Below are 15,434 nucleotides of genomic sequence, written 5' to 3' on the forward strand. Positions count from 1 at the left end.
TCTTGATCAATAGAATCAATATGTCGGAGGATAGGGTTCTGTCGGATTGGTTGTCTCGGGAAGAAGCGCTCGAGTGCCTCAAGGTGCGGCCACAGACGCTTTACGCCTATGTCAGCCGCGGCCGGATAGGCATGCGGCCCGACCGGGCCGACCCGCGCCGCAGCCAGTATCGCGCCGACGACATAGCGGCGCTGGCAACGCGAAGGGCGCGAGGACGCAGCCCGTCGGCCATCGCCGAAAGCGCCATTGCCTGGGGCGAACCGTCGATCGTCACGTCGATCTCGACCGTCTTGCACGGTCATCTTGTCTATCGTGGCCAGGACGCCGTTGCGCTTTCAGCGAGTGCCACGCTGGAAGAAACAGCGGCAGTGCTCTGGGCGCTGCCTGAACCGGTGGCCTTCCGAGCGCCGGCGCCGGATGCGGCCCACCAACCCGGCCGGGCCTCGGCCTTTGCGCAACTTGCCGTGCTTGCCGGCCAGGGGCGGCCTTCACTCGGGCGCAGCGCCACCTCGCTGCATGCCGATGCCACGCACGCGGTCGGCGTGTTGGCCAGCGCCTTGGGCGCATCAGCGGGACCGGACCCAGTTCATCGGCGATTGGCGCGGGACTGGTCGGTGGACGCAGCGGGAGCCGATGCGATCCGCCGCGCGCTCGTCCTGCTCGCCGACCACGAACTCAACGCATCGACCTTCGCCGCCCGTGTCGCGGCCTCGACCGGAGCGCCGATGGCCGCTTGCCTGCTCGCTGGGTTGGCGGCATTGTCAGGCCCTCGCCATGGCGGCGCCGGCGAAGCGGTGATGCAACTGGCCGAGGATGCGGGGCGGCACGGTGCCGAGGCGGCGATCCGGCGCTGGCTCAGCCATGACCGGCCTCTGCCGAGCTTCGGCCATCCGCTCTATCCCGACGGCGATCCCCGCGCGGCGGCATTGCTGAGCGTGATCGACATCGATGATCTCTCTCAATCGCTGCGTGATGCGGCCCTTGCCGCGACCGGCGCGCATCCGAACATCGACTTCGCTTTGGCCGTGCTGACACGCGGCCTTGGCTTGCCGCGCGATGCACCGTTCCGCCTGTTCGCACTCGCACGCAGCGTCGGCTGGGCCGCGCACACGATCGAACAGGTGACAAGTGGAAGTGTCATCAGGCCACGCGGCCGCTTTGAGGGATTGCTGCCGCGATAGCACTATGCGCCGGCTAGCGGATCTTTCGATCCGAACCGCTCACGACATCGTGTCGAGCTTGCGCTGCATGGCGGCGATCTGATCCTTCAGATCCTGAAGGTCGTCGGGCTTTTCCGGTGTTTCCTTCCTGGCCGGCTCGGCCGGGGCCGCGGCTGGCGCGGAACCCGCCGGCGGGAAGGGCGTGAACAGCCGCATCGCATTCTGGAACATTTCCATGTTGCGGCGCGTCTGCTCCTCCAGCGCCTTGATCGGCGTCGTGATCTTCATCATGTCCAGCGGCGACTTGCCGAGCGCACCCTTCATCTGCTCGCGAAAGCGTTCCTGCTCCTTGGAGAAGGCGAGCATGGACTGTTCGAGGAAGCTCGGAACGATCATCTGCATCTGGTCGCCATAATAGGCGATCAGCTGGCGCAGGAACGGGATCGGCAGCATGTTCTGCCCATCCTTGTTCTCCAGCTCGAAGATGATCTGGGTCAGCACCGGATGGGTGATGTCGTCACCAGTCTTGGCGTCCTGGACGGTGAACTCCTCGCCCTTCTTGACCATCTCGGCGAGGTCCTCGAGCGTCACATAGGTGCTGGTGCCTGTGTTGTATAGGCGGCGATTGGCGTATTTCTTGATGATGATCGGATCGTCTTTCGCGGCCATCTGCATCCTCCCCGGGACACCGGCGCCCCCGAGTAAGCCGCCGGTAACGATTGTGCCTTTTTTGAGGATATGCGCAAAAGCCTCACAATTCCAAGCAGTTTGTGCACTGCGGCATCATTAAATGCTGCATAGCAGGCAAAATATGCTGCGCAGCAACGGACAGAGTAGCGCCATCGCAAGGTGCGATGTGCTTGCAGCGCATGGGCGCCATGCCCATTTCCGGTTTGACTTGGGTTCTGGAAAGGGCAAGAAAAGTCCGCAACGACAGAACAACACCCTTGAAGTCTGGAGAAGAAAATGTCCGCTTCCATCGTCATTGCCAGTGCGGCGCGCACGCCGGTCGGCTCCTTCAACGGCGCTTTCGCCACCACCCCGGCGCATGAGCTCGGTGCTATCGTCATCAAGGAACTGCTGTCGCGTGCCGGTGTCGAACCAGGCGAGGTCGACGAGGTCATCCTCGGCCAGGTGCTGACCGCCGCTCAGGGTCAGAACCCGGCCCGCCAGGCTTCGATCAATGCGGGCCTGCCCAAGGAAACCACGGCCTGGGGCCTCAACCAGGTTTGCGGCTCGGGCCTTCGCGCCATTGCGCTCGGCATGCAGCAGATCGCCACCGGCGATGCCAAGGTGGTCATCGCCGGCGGACAGGAATCGATGTCGCTTTCGGTGCATGCCCAGCACCTGCGCGCCGGCGTCAAGATGGGCGACTTCAAGCTGATCGACACCATGATCAAGGACGGACTGTGGGATGCCTTCAACGGCTATCACATGGGCAACACCGCCGAAAACGTCGCTCGTCAGTTCCAGATCACCCGCGACGATCAGGACCAGTTCGCGCTCGCCTCGCAGAACAAGGCCGAGGCGGCGCAGAAGGCCGGCAAGTTCAAGGACGAGATCGTCGCCGTCACCATCAAGGGCAGGAAGGGCGACACCATTGTCGACCAGGACGAGTACATCCGCCACGGCGCCACGCTCGACGCCATGACCAAGCTAAAGCCGGCTTTCGACAAGGACGGCACGGTGACCGCCGCCAACGCCTCCGGCATCAATGACGGCGCCGCCGGTGCGGTGCTGATGAGCGAAGCGGAAGCGGCGAGGCGCGGCATCACCCCGCTGGCGCGCATCGTGTCCTGGGCAACCGCCGGCGTCGATCCGCAGATCATGGGCACCGGTCCGATACCGGCCTCGCGCAAGGCATTGGAGAAGGCCGGCTGGTCGGTCGGCGATCTCGACCTGATCGAGGCCAACGAGGCCTTTGCCGCCCAGGCTTGCGCCGTCAACAAGGACATGGGCTGGGATCCCTCGATCGTCAACGTCAATGGCGGCGCCATTGCCATCGGCCATCCGATCGGTGCTTCGGGTGCCCGCATCTTCAACACGCTGGTCTTCGAGATGCGCCGGCGCGGCGCCAAGAAAGGCCTCGCCACCCTATGCATCGGCGGCGGCATGGGCGTCGCCATGTGCGTGGAAGCGCTCTAAGGATATCACCTGAACGGGCGGCGCGAGCCGCCCGGTCGGTATGCAGTGCCTGCCAAGCCCGACAACAGGGCGATATCAAAATAGGGGAAACGCATGACCAAGGTAGCAATCGTCACAGGCGGATCGCGCGGCATCGGCGCGGCGATCTCGATCGCATTGAAGAACGCCGGCTATTCGGTTGCCGCCAACTACGCCGGCAACGACGACGCGGCGGCGAAATTCAAGGCCGAGTCCGGCATCCCGGTCTACAAATGGTCGGTCGCCGACTACGATTCCTGCGCCGCCGGCATCAAGCAGGTCGAAGCTGATCTCGGTCCGGTCTCGGTGCTGGTCAACAATGCCGGCATCACCCGCGACGCCATGTTCCACAAGATCACGCGCGAACAGTGGAAAGAAGTCATCGACACCAATTTGTCCGGCGTCTTCAACATGACGCATCCGCTGTGGAGCGGCATGCGCGACCGCAAGTTCGGCCGTGTCATCACCATCTCCTCGATCAACGGCCAGAAGGGCCAAGCAGGACAGGTGAATTATTCCGCCGCCAAGGCCGGCGACATCGGTTTTTCGAAGGCGCTCGCCCAGGAAGGAGCCCGCGCCGGCATCACCGTCAATGTCATCTGCCCCGGCTATATCGCCACCGAAATGGTCAAGGCGATCGACGAGAAGGTGCTCAACGAGCGCATCATCCCGCAGATCCCGATCGGTCGCCTCGGCGAGCCGGAAGAGATCGCGCGCTGCGTCGTCTTCCTCGCATCCGAAGATGCCGGCTTCATCACCGGCTCGACCATCACAGCCAATGGCGGCCAATACTTCGCCTGAAGCAATTCACTTCGCCTGAAGCATCCCAGGAAAAGTGTAAAGCGGTTTTCTGTCCAGACGGCAGAAGCGCCGGTGTGAGTGGCGAGATCGACGGGCCGGCAAACCGGTCCGTCTTTCGCCGGCGGCTTTATACCTTCGACATCCCCACGCCGGCTGCTGACCTAATCCGGCACGCAGAGGTTAACAACCACCGGCCGCCTTGTGCAAAAGCGGCTTTGCAACCTGTGGATTCTTGGTGGATAAGCTGTTCGCAACACAAGATATTGGGGTGAACAAAACGGGAAGATTCTGGCACCGCCGATTCGTAGCCGATTCGTTCCGGCTTTGAGCGGAGTGTTAACGACGACAGCTGGAATCGCCCGTCAAATCCTTAACGGAGCTTAGGAAAGATCAACAATTTCATAATCTTGGAAGAGGCCGGCCAAGGCATTCGGTCGTTCGCCGGCAAAGGTTAACGGCAGAGATCGCCTTGCATGAAACGGGCCAGTTCGTTGATTCAGCATGTGGTGAGACTCATGGTCACAAAATCCATATGTAGCCGTGAACAAAAGCTGAATCTGGTCGAGTCACTGATTCGTGTCCGATTCGTTCCAGACTCGTTCCAACTGTTAACCCGCAGCCAATCTGGAGCTTGACAGGAGACGACTTCGAGCCACCGGTGGAACATTCCGCTTTCGCTTCGCGCTCGAAATCCTTATGTGTCGCCTGTCATACGCGCCACTTGAGGCACGCTCCCGACAACGAGAGACCAGAAAGCCTTATTTCCAGGTCGATGAACATCCAGTCGAAACATACCGAGCCGCTGATCCTGTCGGGCCGTGACGTGACCGCCGTGCTTGGGCCGACCAACACCGGCAAGACCCATCTCGCCATCGAGCGCATGGTGGCGCACGAGAGCGGCATCATCGGCCTGCCGCTCAGGCTGCTTGCGCGTGAGGTCTATGGCCGCGTGTGCGAAAAGGTCGGCGCCCACAAGGTCGCGCTGATCACCGGCGAGGAGAAGATCCAGCCGCCCGGCGCCAAATATTCGGTCTGCACCGTCGAGGCCATGCCGCGCGAGACCGACGCCGCCTTCGTCGCCATCGATGAGGTACAGTTGGCCGGCGATCTCGAGCGCGGCCACATCTTCACCGACCGCATCCTGCACCTGCGCGGCCGCCAGGAAACGCTGCTGCTGGGTGCGGCAACGATGCACGGCATCCTCCAGCGCCTCTTGAAGGGCGTCTCCGTGGTAACGCGGCCGAGGCTGTCGCATCTTGCCTATGCCGGTTCGAAGAAACTGACGCGGCTGCCGCGGCGCACGGCGATCGTCGCCTTCTCCGCCGACGAGGTCTATGCCATCGCCGAGCTGATCCGTCGCCAGCAGGGCGGCGCCGCCGTCGTGCTCGGCGCGCTATCGCCTCGCACCCGCAACGCCCAGGTGGCGCTGTTCCAGTCGGGCGACGTCGACTATCTGATCGCCACCGACGCCATCGGCATGGGTCTCAACCTTGATCTCGATCATGTCGCCTTCGCCCAGAACCGTAAGTTCGACGGCTATCAGTATCGCAACCTGACGGCGGCCGAGCTCGGCCAGATCGCCGGCCGCGCCGGCCGGCATCTGCGCGACGGCACGTTTGGCGTCACCGGCCAGGTCGATCCGCTGGACGAGGATCTGGTCAAGAAGATCGAAGGCCACGACTTCGACCCGGTGAAGGTGCTGCAGTGGCGCACCGCGCATTTCGACTTCGCCAGCCTCGACGCGCTGAAACGCTCGATCGAGACCAACGCCCCGGTCGAGGGGCTGACGCGGGCACTGCCTGCCGTCGATGCGCAGGCGCTCGAGCACCTGTCGCGCGACGAGGATATCCGCGCACTCGCCACCAATGCCAAACGCGTGGCGCTGCTGTGGGAAGCCTGCGCGCTGCCCGACTACCGCAAGATCGCGCCGGCCCAGCATGCCGACCTCATTGCTTCGATCTATACGGACCTCGCCCGGCATGGCCATGTCGATGAAAATTACATGGCCGAGCAGGTGCGCCGCGCCGACACCACCGAAGGCGACATAGACACGCTGTCGCATCGCATTGCCCAGATCCGCACCTGGACATTCGTGTCGAACCGGCCCGGCTGGCTGGCCGATCAGGCACACTGGCAGGAAAAGACGCGCGAAATCGAAGACAGATTGTCGGATGCGCTGCATGAGCGGTTGACGAAACGCTTCGTAGACCGCAGGACTTCCGTCCTCATGCGGCGCCTTAGAGAAAATACCATGCCTGAAGCCGAAATTAGTCCTACCGGAACCGTCCTTGTCGAAGGCCATCATGTCGGCGAGTTGCAAGGGTTCCGCTTCACCGCCGACCAGACCGCCGGCGGCGAAGACGCCAAGGCTGTGCGCACCGCCGCCCAGAAGGCGCTGGCCGCCGAATTCGAGGCGCGCGCCGAACGCTTCGGTGCTAGCGCCAATGGCGACATCGCACTTGGCTCGGATGGCACGCTGCGCTGGATCGGCGCGCCGATCGGCACACTGGTTGCCGGCGAAGACACGCTCAAGCCGCGCCTCGTGCTGCTGGCCGACGAACAGTTGACCGGCCCGGCGCGCGACAAGGTCGCGGCGCGTGCCGAACGTTTCGTCAATTTCCAGATCGAGTTGCTGCTGAAGCCGCTGGTCGACCTGAAGAACGCCGATCAGATTGCCGGCATCGGCCGCGGTATCGCCTTCCAGCTGGTTGAGAATTTCGGCCCCATCAACCGCCGCGACATTGCCGAGGAGATGAAGTCGCTCGACCAGGAGGGCCGTGCAGCCCTTCGACGGCTCGGCGTGCGCTTCGGCGCCTACCATGTCTTCGTGCCGGCGCTGATCAAGCCGGCGCCAGCCGGACTGGTGACGCTGCTGTGGGCGCTGAAGAACGACGGCAAGGACAAGCCGGGCTTTGGCGACGTGGTCCATGCACTCGCCTCCGGCCGCACCTCGGTGGTCATCGATCCCACTTTCGACAAGACCTTCTACAAGCTTGCCGGCTACCGCAATCTCGGCCGCCGCGCGGTGCGCATCGACATTCTGGAGCGGCTGGCGGATTTGATCCGCCCGGCGACCAACTGGAAGCCTGGTCTCGGCCAACGGCCGGACGGCGCCTATGACGGCCAGTCCTTCATGGTGACGCCGCCGATGATGTCGATCCTCGGCGCCACCGCCGACGACATGGAAGAGATCCTGAAAGGTCTCGGCTACCGTGCCGAGCCGAAGCCGGCCGTCGAGGTCAAGGCGCGGCTCGAGGCGCAGGACAATGCCGCGCGCGAAGCGGCGGCGGCGAAGGCCGCGGCTGAAGAGGCCGCACGGGCCGAGCAGGCCAAGGCAGCGGAAGCCGCGGCGGTCGACGCGACTGCGGAGGCGCCGGTCGAAGGTTCGGAGCCGGCTGCCGCTGTCGAGGCCACGGCCGAAATTCCTGTCGAACCCATAGCGGAAGCGGCGGCCGAGCCGGTCGCGGAAGAACAACCCGAAGCGCCGGCCGAAGCCACGGAAGAAGCAGCAACGGAGGCCGTCGCCGAAGTGGTCGCCGAACCCGTGCTGGCTGCCGAGCCAAAGACGGAAGCCGAACCTGTCGCGACCGCATCGGCCGAGTCAGTTTCCGAAGCTGCGCCCGCGGCGGAAGTGACGTCGGACGAGCCTGTCGTGGTGGCCGATGCAGCCGCCAGCGAGCCCGCTCCGGAAGCCGAGGCGCCAAAGCCGATCCTGTTGTGGCGTCAGGGCCGTTTCGAACAGCGCCCCCGCCATCCCGGCCGCAACAATCGCTCGCGCAACGGACAGGCGCGCGGCCGAAGCGATGCACCGGCCGATGCTGCCGGAGCACCGGCCCCAGCCACGCCTGGAGAACGTCCTGCTCACGAGGGGCGACGCGACGGCACCGGCAAGCCGCGCTTCGACCGCTCGAAGTTCAAGCCCAAGCCGCAGGGCGAGGGCGAGCAGCGTCGTGAAGGCCGTCCACAAGGCGAGCGCCCCGACCGCCGCGAAGGTCGGCCCGACTGGAAGGGCGGCAGGCCGGATGGCAAGGGTGGCGGCCCTGATCGGGCCAAGGGCGGCGGAAAGCCGGCCTTCCAGTCGAAACCGCGCGAGGAGCGCCCGGTGCGCTTCGATCCGGACTCGCCTTTCGCCAAGCTCGCCGCTTTGCGCGACCAGCTGAAGAAGTAGACTCAGGGCTCGCGTCGATGGTTGCCCCAACGGCTGCCCGAGACCGCCAGCGCATCGACAAATGGCTGTTCTTCTCGCGCGCCGTGAAATCGCGCTCGCTGGCGGCGAAACTTGTGGTCGCCGGCCGGGTTCGCATCAATCGCGACAAAGCAGCGCAGGCCTCCGATCTGGTCAAGCCCGGAGACGTCCTGACCATCACACTTGATCGTCGGATCTTCGTCTGGAGGGTGCTGACCGCCGGCGTGCGGCGTGGTCCGGCCGAGGAGGCACGCACGCTGTACGAGGATATCTCGCCGCCGCCCGCGCCGACGGGCGAAGCCCCTCCCGATGCAATTCCGGCGCTGCGCGAGGCCGGCAGCGGCCGCCCGACGAAGAAGGAACGCCGCCAGACCGACCGGTTGCTTGGCGATGACTGATGTGTCGGCCAAAAAAGTGCGCGACGATTTTGGGGCAACGAGACGCACAAAACGAAGCCTGAACCCGGCGAACGAGACACTTCGCAGGACTTGACCGATCCCTGCTGGGCCTGCTGTCTGGAATTCCATTTCGGAAACGCTGATGCCACAAGGCATGGCTGCCCTTGCAAGCGGCGGGCAAAGGCGTTACCTCACGGAAAAAGCCCAACAAAATGGGACGTCCCGGAGCCGACCGATGACCTATGTCGTGACCGACAATTGCATCAAATGCAAATATATGGACTGCATCGAGGTCTGTCCGGTCGATTGTTTCTACGAAGGCGAGAACATGCTCGTCATCCATCCCGACGAGTGCATCGACTGCGGCGTCTGCGAGCCGGAATGCCCGGCCGACGCGATCAAGCCCGACACTGAGTCAGGGCTCGACAAATGGTTGCAGATCAACACCGAATACGCCGAGAAATGGCCCAATATCACCGCCAAGAAGGAACCTCCGGCCGACGCCAAATCCTTCGACGGCGAGGCCGGTAAGTTCGAGAAATACTTCTCGGCCGAGCCCGGCGAAGGCGATTGACAACAGGTCCGCAAAGGCTGGTATTACGTTGGGTAAGAGACAGGTCACATAAAGCGCCTTGACAGGCGGCGCTTAACTGTGGCCTTCGCTTATGCAGCAAAACCTTGATTCTTCCGACTTTTTGTGTTACATCAGCCAAACATGCCGGTGACACAACGTCGATTTATGGCGCAGACGCCCCAAATCACTGAAAGGTGAAAATCTCATTCCGGACCAGAGCGATCTGGGCTAGGCGGTCGCACTATTGCGGTTTGCCGGTCCCGGCTTTTCCGGATGGGTTCATCTGTTGTGCGGCTAACGATCGGTTTCCCCGATCGCGCGAGTTCGGGCCGGCAGGACGCCGGTACCACAACAAGGAGTTCAGGGCGCAATGGCAACGATAACCCCGCAGAAGAAGTCCACCGCTGCGCGTCACGGTTTCAAGACCGGCGAGTACATTGTCTATCCGGCGCATGGCGTCGGCCAGATCGTCTCGATCGACGAGCAGGAAGTCGCTGGGCACAAGCTGGAACTGTTCGTCATCGACTTCCAGAAGGACAAGATGCGTCTGAAGGTGCCGGTCGCCAAGGCGACCTCCATCGGCATGCGCAAGCTGTCGGAAGAGGATTATGTCGAGCGCGCGCTGAAAGTCGTGCAGGGCCGCGCCCGCGTCAAGCGCACCATGTGGTCGCGCCGCGCCCAGGAGTATGATGCGAAGATCAATTCCGGCGACCTGATCTCGATCTCGGAAGTTGTGCGCGACCTCTACCGCGCCGACAACCAGCCCGAGCAGTCTTATTCCGAACGCCAGCTCTACGAGGCGGCACTCGACCGCATGGCCCGCGAGATCGCGGCCGTCAACCGGATGTCGGAAACCGAAGCCGTGCGCCTGATCGAGGTCAACCTCAACAAGGGCCCTAAGCGGGGCGCCAAGGCCGACAATGAGGAAGCCGAGCAGGAAGAAGCTGCCTGAACTTTTTTCACCTTTGAATCCATGAAAAACCCGGCCTTGCGCCGGGTTTTTTGTTTCTGGGACGATAGGCTGAAGCGTGTAGCCGCCTACCCCTCGCCGCCGCCTTCCCTCTCCGCCTCTTGCTTCAGCGTCGCAATGAAACGCCTGGTCCGCTGGTGTTCCGGATTGCCGAACAGCAGGGCCGCCGGGCCTTTCTCGACGATGACGCCGGCATCGAGGAAGACCACCTCCTGGGCGATCTTGGAGGCGAGGCGCAGATCATGCGTCGCCATCACCATGGTCGTCCCTTCGCTGGCAAGCTTGCCGAGCACGTCGACCACCTCTTGCGCCAGTTCCGGGTCGAGCGCCGAGGTCGGCTCGTCGCACAGCAACACTTTCGGCGACGGGGCGAGCGCGCGAGCGATCGCCACGCGCTGCTGCTGGCCACCCGACAGGGTTGCCGGCCAAGCATCGGCCTTGTGTGCCATGCCGACCTTTTCCAGCAAAGCGAGCGCCCGCTCGCGCGCCCGCTCCGTTGGCCATTTCAGCACCGTCACTAGGCCCTCCATGACATTCTCGATCGCGGTGCGATGCGGAAACAGCTGGAAGTTCTGGAACACCATGCCGGTTTGCAGGCGCAGGCGCTGGATATCCCTGGACGGAACCTTGCCGCCGGGGTGGAACTCGAGCGTCTCGTCGCCGATCCGCACCGTGCCGGATGTCGGGATCTCCAGCAGGTTGATGCAGCGCAGCAGCGTGCTCTTGCCGCCACCCGAAGGGCCGACCAGCGCCGTGACGCTGCCTTCGGCGATGGTGACCGTCACGCCCTTCAGCACGAGATTGTCGCCGAAGCGCTTTTCGATGTTGGTGAGGCCGATCATGAGCGCGCCTCCAGGAAGCCGCCATAGCGGTTGAGTCGTTCTTCCAGCCGCGTCTGCAAGGCCGACAGCACCGAGCTCATCGCCAGATAGAGGATCGCCGCCTCGACATAGAGGATCAGCGGCTCATAGGTGGTGGCGACGATGCGCTGCGCGGCCTGGAACATCTCCGGAACGGTGATGGCGGCGGCCAGCGACGTATCCTTGACCAGCGAGATGAAGGTGTTGGAGAGCGGCGGCACCGCGACCCGTCCGGCCTGCGGCAGTATGGTGCGCCGCATCGCTTGGCTCCAGGTCATACCTATCGAATAGGCGGCTTCCCACTGGCCTTTCGGCACCGAGCCTATAGCGGCGCGGATGATTTCCGACGTGTAGGCGCCGATGTTGAGCGTGAAGCCGATCAACGCGGCGGTGAAGGCGTCAAGCAGGATGCCGACCGACGGCAGGCCGTAGAAGATCAGGAACAGCTGCACCAACAGCGGCGTGCCGCGGAAGATCCAGACATAGAAGCGCACAAGCGCGACCAGCGGCTTCGGGCCGAACAGCCGGGCAAGCGCTGCACCGAGGCCGACCGTCAAGCCGAGAACGAAGGACAGCAGTGTCAACGGCACGGTGAAGATCAGGGCCGCCCACAAGAGCGAAGGCAGCGACTCCAGCATCAGTTGCAGCCAGTGCGGCACGTAAGACCCTCCAGATGGTCGAGGCGGCTTGATCAGGCGCGAATGCGCTCGACATATCACGACAAAAGCGGCGGACCGTCAAAGACGGCTCGCCGCTTGATATCTCATGGGCCGTGACTGGCCTCGCCGCGTAGATTACTTCGAAACGTCCTGGCCGAAATAGGTGTCGGCGATCTTCTTATAGGTGCCGTCGGCTTTGATGTCGGCCAGTGCCTTGTTGATCGCCGCAACCAGTTCCGGATCGCCCTTGCGCACGATGACGCCGGAATAGTCGGCGTTTTCCTCTTGCGCGGCGATCTTCACATTGGCGTCGGGCTTGTGCTTCTTGAAGTCGAGGAACGACAGGCTGTCATTGATGGTTGCGTCGGCACGGCCGGTCAGAAGCAGCTGAATCGACTGGTCGAAGCCGTCGGTGCCGACGAGTTCGGCGCCGTTGGTCTCTGCGAGCTTGCCAAAATTCGAGGTCAGCGACTGCGCCGACTTCTTGCCCTTGAGATCGGCGAAGGTCTTGATGTCGGTGTTGTCGCCGCGCACGATCAGCACCGCCTTGGAGGCGATGTAGGGATCGGAGAAGTCATATTTGGCCTTGCGCGCGTCGGTGATGCCGACTTCGTTTATGACGGTATCATAGCGATTGGCGTCGAGACCGGCGATCAGCCCGTCCCACTTGCCTTCGAGGAACTCGGCCTTGACGCCGAGCTTGTCGGCGATGGCCTTGGCAATTTCGACGTCGAAACCGACCAGCGCGCCCGAAGTGTCATGATAAGTGAACGGCGCATAGGTGCCTTCCGTACCGACCTTGATGACGCCCGCCTGCTTGATCTGGTCGAGATTGGCGCCGGCATGGCCCGACGTGACAGCCAGAGCCTGCAGCGTTCCGGCGACGATAAGCGACTTGAGCCATTTCATTTTTCTGTGATCCCGTCCTTGGCCGGCTGTCCGGCATGTTGTGAGGGTTGGAAACTGACAGATACAAGTCGAAAAAATAAGGAACAGGATTTCAAAAACAGCCAACTTCTGAAATCAGATTCTCGAAATAGTGCTTTTTGGACGCAATCGACAGGGTCGCCGATCATCGCCGAGATCCCTCAGGCAACAAATCGAGCCGCCAACGGCTACGGAACCATTTTCCTGCGTGGCACGTTCTGGATTTCTAGGGCACGACGCTGCGATTTCAACCCGGGCGCCCTGCCAAGTTTGCAAAGTCATCCGCATCGCCTGAGCCAGGGAGCGCCTCATGATGGAAGACACTGCAGGACGGATCATGGTCCGCGCGGCAATGAGGGCTCCCTACCTCGAACGTGAAGAAGAGCACCGGCTCGCATTGCTCTGGAAACAAGACAACGACCAGAACGCGCTGCACAGCATCACGGTTGCGCATATGCGGCTGGTCATTTCCATGGCTTCCAAATTCCGCCACTACGGTCTGCCGCTCGGCGATCTGATCCAAGAAGGGCATGTCGGCCTGCTCGAAGCGGCCGCCCGCTTCGAGCCTGAACGCGAGGTACGGTTTTCAACTTACGCGACGTGGTGGATCCGCGCCTCGATGCAGGACTACATCCTGCGCAACTGGTCGATCGTGCGCGGCGGCACCAGCTCGGCGCAGAAGGCACTTTTCTTCAACCTGCGCCGCTTGCGCGCGCGGCTGGCCAACGGCACTGAACCGCTGTCCAACGCAACGCTCTATCGCGAGGTTTCGGAGGCGCTCGGCGTCTCCGAGGCCGACGTCGCGATGATGGATTCGCGGCTGTCGGCGCCCGACTCCTCGCTCAACATGCCGGTTGCCGATGACGCGGGTTCGAACGAGCGCATGGATTTCCTCGTCTCGGACGATCCTCTCCCCGACGAGGTCGTCGGCGACACGATCGATGTCGAGCGCCGCTCCGTGTGGTTGAAAGCGGCGCTCGCGGCCCTCAATGCCCGCGAGCTCCGGATCATCGAGGAACGCCGGTTGAGCGATGAAGGCGCAACGCTGGAAGCGCTTGGCGAGACGCTTGGCATCTCCAAGGAACGCGTCCGCCAGATCGAGGCGCGCGCCATGGAAAAGCTCAAGGTGGCGCTGGTGAAGCAGAATCCGGAATTTCTGGCGACTGCCGCCTGACGCGCGGCATGTGTCTTACTTGTCGGTGACGATCTTAACCTTGTCGCCGGCCGAGACCGCGGCACCTGGCGACAGCGCATTCAGCACGCGGAACAGGTCGAGCTTGCGATCGACACCAACCATCTGGGCGGAAAGCGAACCCATCGTCTGGCCGGGCTGAACGGTGACGACGCGGATATGCAGCGGCTTCAGCGCCGCCTTTTCCGCGGCACTGAGGATACGGAACGATCCGCTCACCGAACGCGCCACCGCATCCAGCGACGTGCTGGCCGACGGCGCTGCGGTCAGCAGCCGGTAGACCTGGCCGCCGGCGCGGATCACGGCGATATCGAACTGCCAGCCTTCGGCACCGGCATGCGCGGTCGCCGCCTCGTTGCCGTTGATCGTTTCCTGCTTGACGGTGCTGTCGTCCAGCCCAGCCACCCAGCCGCTGCGGATATAGTCGGTGAGCGCCCGGTTCTTGTCGATCGAAACACCGTCGAAGCGGATCGCCATGTCACCAGGCCCGGTTGCCGTCACCGCCGCCGCCGAATTATCGATGATGAAGCCTTGCGGCACCGAGAAGGACACGCCGAGGCCCGGATGCAGGAAGGTTTCGCCGCGCACATAGCCTTCCTCGGGCGTGTCGCCATAGAGCAGGCCGTCTATGCCGGCGAGGAACGAATCGCGGTCGCGCGTGCCGAAGCCGGGCGCGCCGAACTGGCGGGCATGGCGCTGCGCCAGATCGATGCGCTGCGGCGTGTTGGGGTGGGTGGCCAGGAAGTCGAGGCTGGCGTCGGTGGCGCCGCTGATCGAGCGGAAATCGGTATAGGCCGACATCGACTGCAGGAAGCGGCCGGCGGCGAAAGGATCGTAGCCGGCTTCGCCGATCGACTTGATGCCGATGGCGTCAGCCTCCAGTTCCTGATTGCGCGAGAATTGCGCCAGTCTGAGCTTGCCGCGGATCAGCGCCGCCTTGGCGGTCGGGCTGTCGCCGAGGACATCCGAAACCACCTTGGTCGCCAGGCCTTCCTCGGCTTCCAGCTGCTGGCGCTGCAAGCCATGGTTGGCGGTGACGTGGCCCATCTCATGCGCGATGACCGCGGCGAGCTCGGCCGAATCATTTGCCAGCGCCAGCAGACCGCGCGTGATGTAGAGATAACCGCCCGGCAACGCGAAGGCATTGACGTTGGGCGAATTCAAAATGGTGATGCGATAGGTCTGCGTCGGATTGGCCGACACGACAGTCAGATTGCCGACCACCTTGGCGACCATGCGCTCGAGCTTGGGATCGGAATATTCGCCGCCATAGGTCGCCAGGATGCGCGGATGCTGCGCCTTGGCCAGTTCGGCGAGCTTGCTGTTGGCAGCGACATTGTCGACAGTGATCGGCCTGTCGGAAGGCTGGAAGCCGGATTCCTGAACCTCGGGAGGCGTGAACATCTGACAGCTCGCCAGCGCCACGGCAAAGCCGGCCAGCGTGAGAAAGCGCGCCAGCGGATTCATTCGTAGTTTGTCAACGCCGATCGCCAGAACGGCTTCCTTTCGGGTCCCGGCGCATGACCACGAAAATCGGGGGCGAT

At 63.3% G+C, this 15,434-nt stretch carries 13 protein-coding genes; 8 read left to right on the forward strand and 5 right to left on the reverse strand.

Annotation, left to right across the window (positions count from 1 at the left end):
- The first annotated feature begins 38 nt into the window (after positions 1-38).
- Entirely contained in the window at positions 39-1,181 is a 1,143-nt protein-coding gene (locus tag AC07FD_RS38390; RefSeq protein WP_478354052.1) for a citrate/2-methylcitrate synthase, read from the forward strand.
- A 39-nt stretch (positions 1,182-1,220) separates the two neighbouring features.
- Here AC07FD_RS38390 and phaR read toward each other — a convergent pair whose 3' ends face one another.
- Positions 1,221-1,829: a polyhydroxyalkanoate synthesis repressor PhaR gene (phaR, locus tag AC07FD_RS38395; protein WP_477284943.1), complete on the reverse strand. Its 609-nt coding sequence runs from the start codon at positions 1,827-1,829 to the stop codon at positions 1,221-1,223.
- Between the two features lie 297 nt (positions 1,830-2,126).
- On the opposite strand from phaR, the gene AC07FD_RS38400 reads away from it, so the two are divergent.
- The 6 genes from AC07FD_RS38400 (at position 2,127) to AC07FD_RS38425 (ending at position 10,234) form a co-directional block, all read left to right on the forward strand.
- The gene (locus AC07FD_RS38400; RefSeq protein ID WP_478354039.1) at positions 2,127-3,305 is read left to right on the forward strand and encodes an acetyl-CoA C-acetyltransferase; all 1,179 of its coding nucleotides are present in this window, start codon (positions 2,127-2,129) and stop codon (positions 3,303-3,305) included.
- Between the two features lie 93 nt (positions 3,306-3,398).
- A complete protein-coding gene (gene phbB / locus AC07FD_RS38405) occupies positions 3,399-4,124 on the forward strand; it encodes an acetoacetyl-CoA reductase (RefSeq protein WP_478354040.1) in 726 nt (241 codons plus the stop codon).
- A gap of 772 nt (positions 4,125-4,896) precedes the next feature.
- Positions 4,897-8,292, forward strand: coding sequence for a helicase-related protein (locus AC07FD_RS38410; RefSeq protein WP_478354041.1), 3,396 nt, complete (start codon positions 4,897-4,899; stop codon positions 8,290-8,292).
- 17 nt (positions 8,293-8,309) lie between these two features.
- Positions 8,310-8,708, forward strand: a complete 399-nt coding sequence (locus AC07FD_RS38415) for an RNA-binding S4 domain-containing protein (protein WP_478354042.1) — start codon at positions 8,310-8,312, stop codon at positions 8,706-8,708.
- 235 nt (positions 8,709-8,943) lie between these two features.
- The gene (fdxA, locus tag AC07FD_RS38420) at positions 8,944-9,282 is read left to right on the forward strand and encodes a ferredoxin FdxA (protein WP_095089463.1); all 339 of its coding nucleotides are present in this window, start codon (positions 8,944-8,946) and stop codon (positions 9,280-9,282) included.
- 370 nt (positions 9,283-9,652) lie between these two features.
- The gene (locus tag AC07FD_RS38425) at positions 9,653-10,234 is read left to right on the forward strand and encodes a CarD family transcriptional regulator (protein ID WP_006327799.1); all 582 of its coding nucleotides are present in this window, start codon (positions 9,653-9,655) and stop codon (positions 10,232-10,234) included.
- Between the two features lie 86 nt (positions 10,235-10,320).
- Here AC07FD_RS38425 and AC07FD_RS38430 read toward each other — a convergent pair whose 3' ends face one another.
- The 3 genes from AC07FD_RS38430 to AC07FD_RS38440 all read right to left on the reverse strand — a co-directional run bounded on the left by AC07FD_RS38430 (position 10,321) and on the right by AC07FD_RS38440 (position 12,680).
- Positions 10,321-11,094 (reverse strand): amino acid ABC transporter ATP-binding protein, encoded by a 774-nt coding sequence (locus AC07FD_RS38430; protein WP_478354043.1) that lies wholly within the window; start codon positions 11,092-11,094, stop codon positions 10,321-10,323.
- Positions 11,091-11,771, reverse strand: a complete 681-nt coding sequence (locus AC07FD_RS38435; RefSeq protein WP_095089467.1) for an amino acid ABC transporter permease — start codon at positions 11,769-11,771, stop codon at positions 11,091-11,093. The genes AC07FD_RS38430 and AC07FD_RS38435 overlap by 4 nt, the downstream gene beginning before the upstream one ends.
- Positions 11,772-11,906: 135 nt before the next feature.
- Entirely contained in the window at positions 11,907-12,680 is a 774-nt protein-coding gene (locus AC07FD_RS38440) for an amino acid ABC transporter substrate-binding protein (protein WP_095089469.1), read from the reverse strand.
- Positions 12,681-13,008: 328 nt separating this feature from the next.
- Between AC07FD_RS38440 and AC07FD_RS38445 the strand changes: the two genes are divergently transcribed.
- Positions 13,009-13,872, forward strand: coding sequence for an RNA polymerase factor sigma-32 (locus AC07FD_RS38445; protein WP_095089471.1), 864 nt, complete (start codon positions 13,009-13,011; stop codon positions 13,870-13,872).
- A gap of 15 nt (positions 13,873-13,887) precedes the next feature.
- On the opposite strand, the gene AC07FD_RS38450 is transcribed toward AC07FD_RS38445, so the two are convergent.
- Positions 13,888-15,357, reverse strand: a complete 1,470-nt coding sequence (locus AC07FD_RS38450; RefSeq protein ID WP_477417176.1) for a M48 family metalloprotease — start codon at positions 15,355-15,357, stop codon at positions 13,888-13,890.
- Positions 15,358-15,434: the final 77 nt, after the last annotated feature.

This window comes from Mesorhizobium waitakense (assembly GCF_056431085.1).

What these genes read in the sequence shown, in the direction of transcription:
- phaR (WP_477284943.1), bottom strand. Translation starts at nt 1,829, where the DNA reads ATGGCCGCGAAAGACGATCCGATCATCATCAAGAAATACGCCAATCGC.
- AC07FD_RS38400 (WP_478354039.1), top strand. Translation starts at nt 2,127, where the DNA reads ATGTCCGCTTCCATCGTCATTGCCAGTGCGGCGCGCACGCCGGTCGGC.
- phbB (WP_478354040.1), top strand. Translation starts at nt 3,399, where the DNA reads ATGACCAAGGTAGCAATCGTCACAGGCGGATCGCGCGGCATCGGCGCG.
- AC07FD_RS38410 (WP_478354041.1), top strand. Translation starts at nt 4,897, where the DNA reads ATGAACATCCAGTCGAAACATACCGAGCCGCTGATCCTGTCGGGCCGT.
- AC07FD_RS38415 (WP_478354042.1), top strand. Translation starts at nt 8,310, where the DNA reads ATGGTTGCCCCAACGGCTGCCCGAGACCGCCAGCGCATCGACAAATGG.
- fdxA (WP_095089463.1), top strand. Translation starts at nt 8,944, where the DNA reads ATGACCTATGTCGTGACCGACAATTGCATCAAATGCAAATATATGGAC.
- AC07FD_RS38425 (WP_006327799.1), top strand. Translation starts at nt 9,653, where the DNA reads ATGGCAACGATAACCCCGCAGAAGAAGTCCACCGCTGCGCGTCACGGT.
- AC07FD_RS38430 (WP_478354043.1), bottom strand. Translation starts at nt 11,094, where the DNA reads ATGATCGGCCTCACCAACATCGAAAAGCGCTTCGGCGACAATCTCGTG.
- AC07FD_RS38440 (WP_095089469.1), bottom strand. Translation starts at nt 12,680, where the DNA reads ATGAAATGGCTCAAGTCGCTTATCGTCGCCGGAACGCTGCAGGCTCTG.
- AC07FD_RS38445 (WP_095089471.1), top strand. Translation starts at nt 13,009, where the DNA reads ATGATGGAAGACACTGCAGGACGGATCATGGTCCGCGCGGCAATGAGG.
- AC07FD_RS38450 (WP_477417176.1), bottom strand. Translation starts at nt 15,357, where the DNA reads ATGAATCCGCTGGCGCGCTTTCTCACGCTGGCCGGCTTTGCCGTGGCG.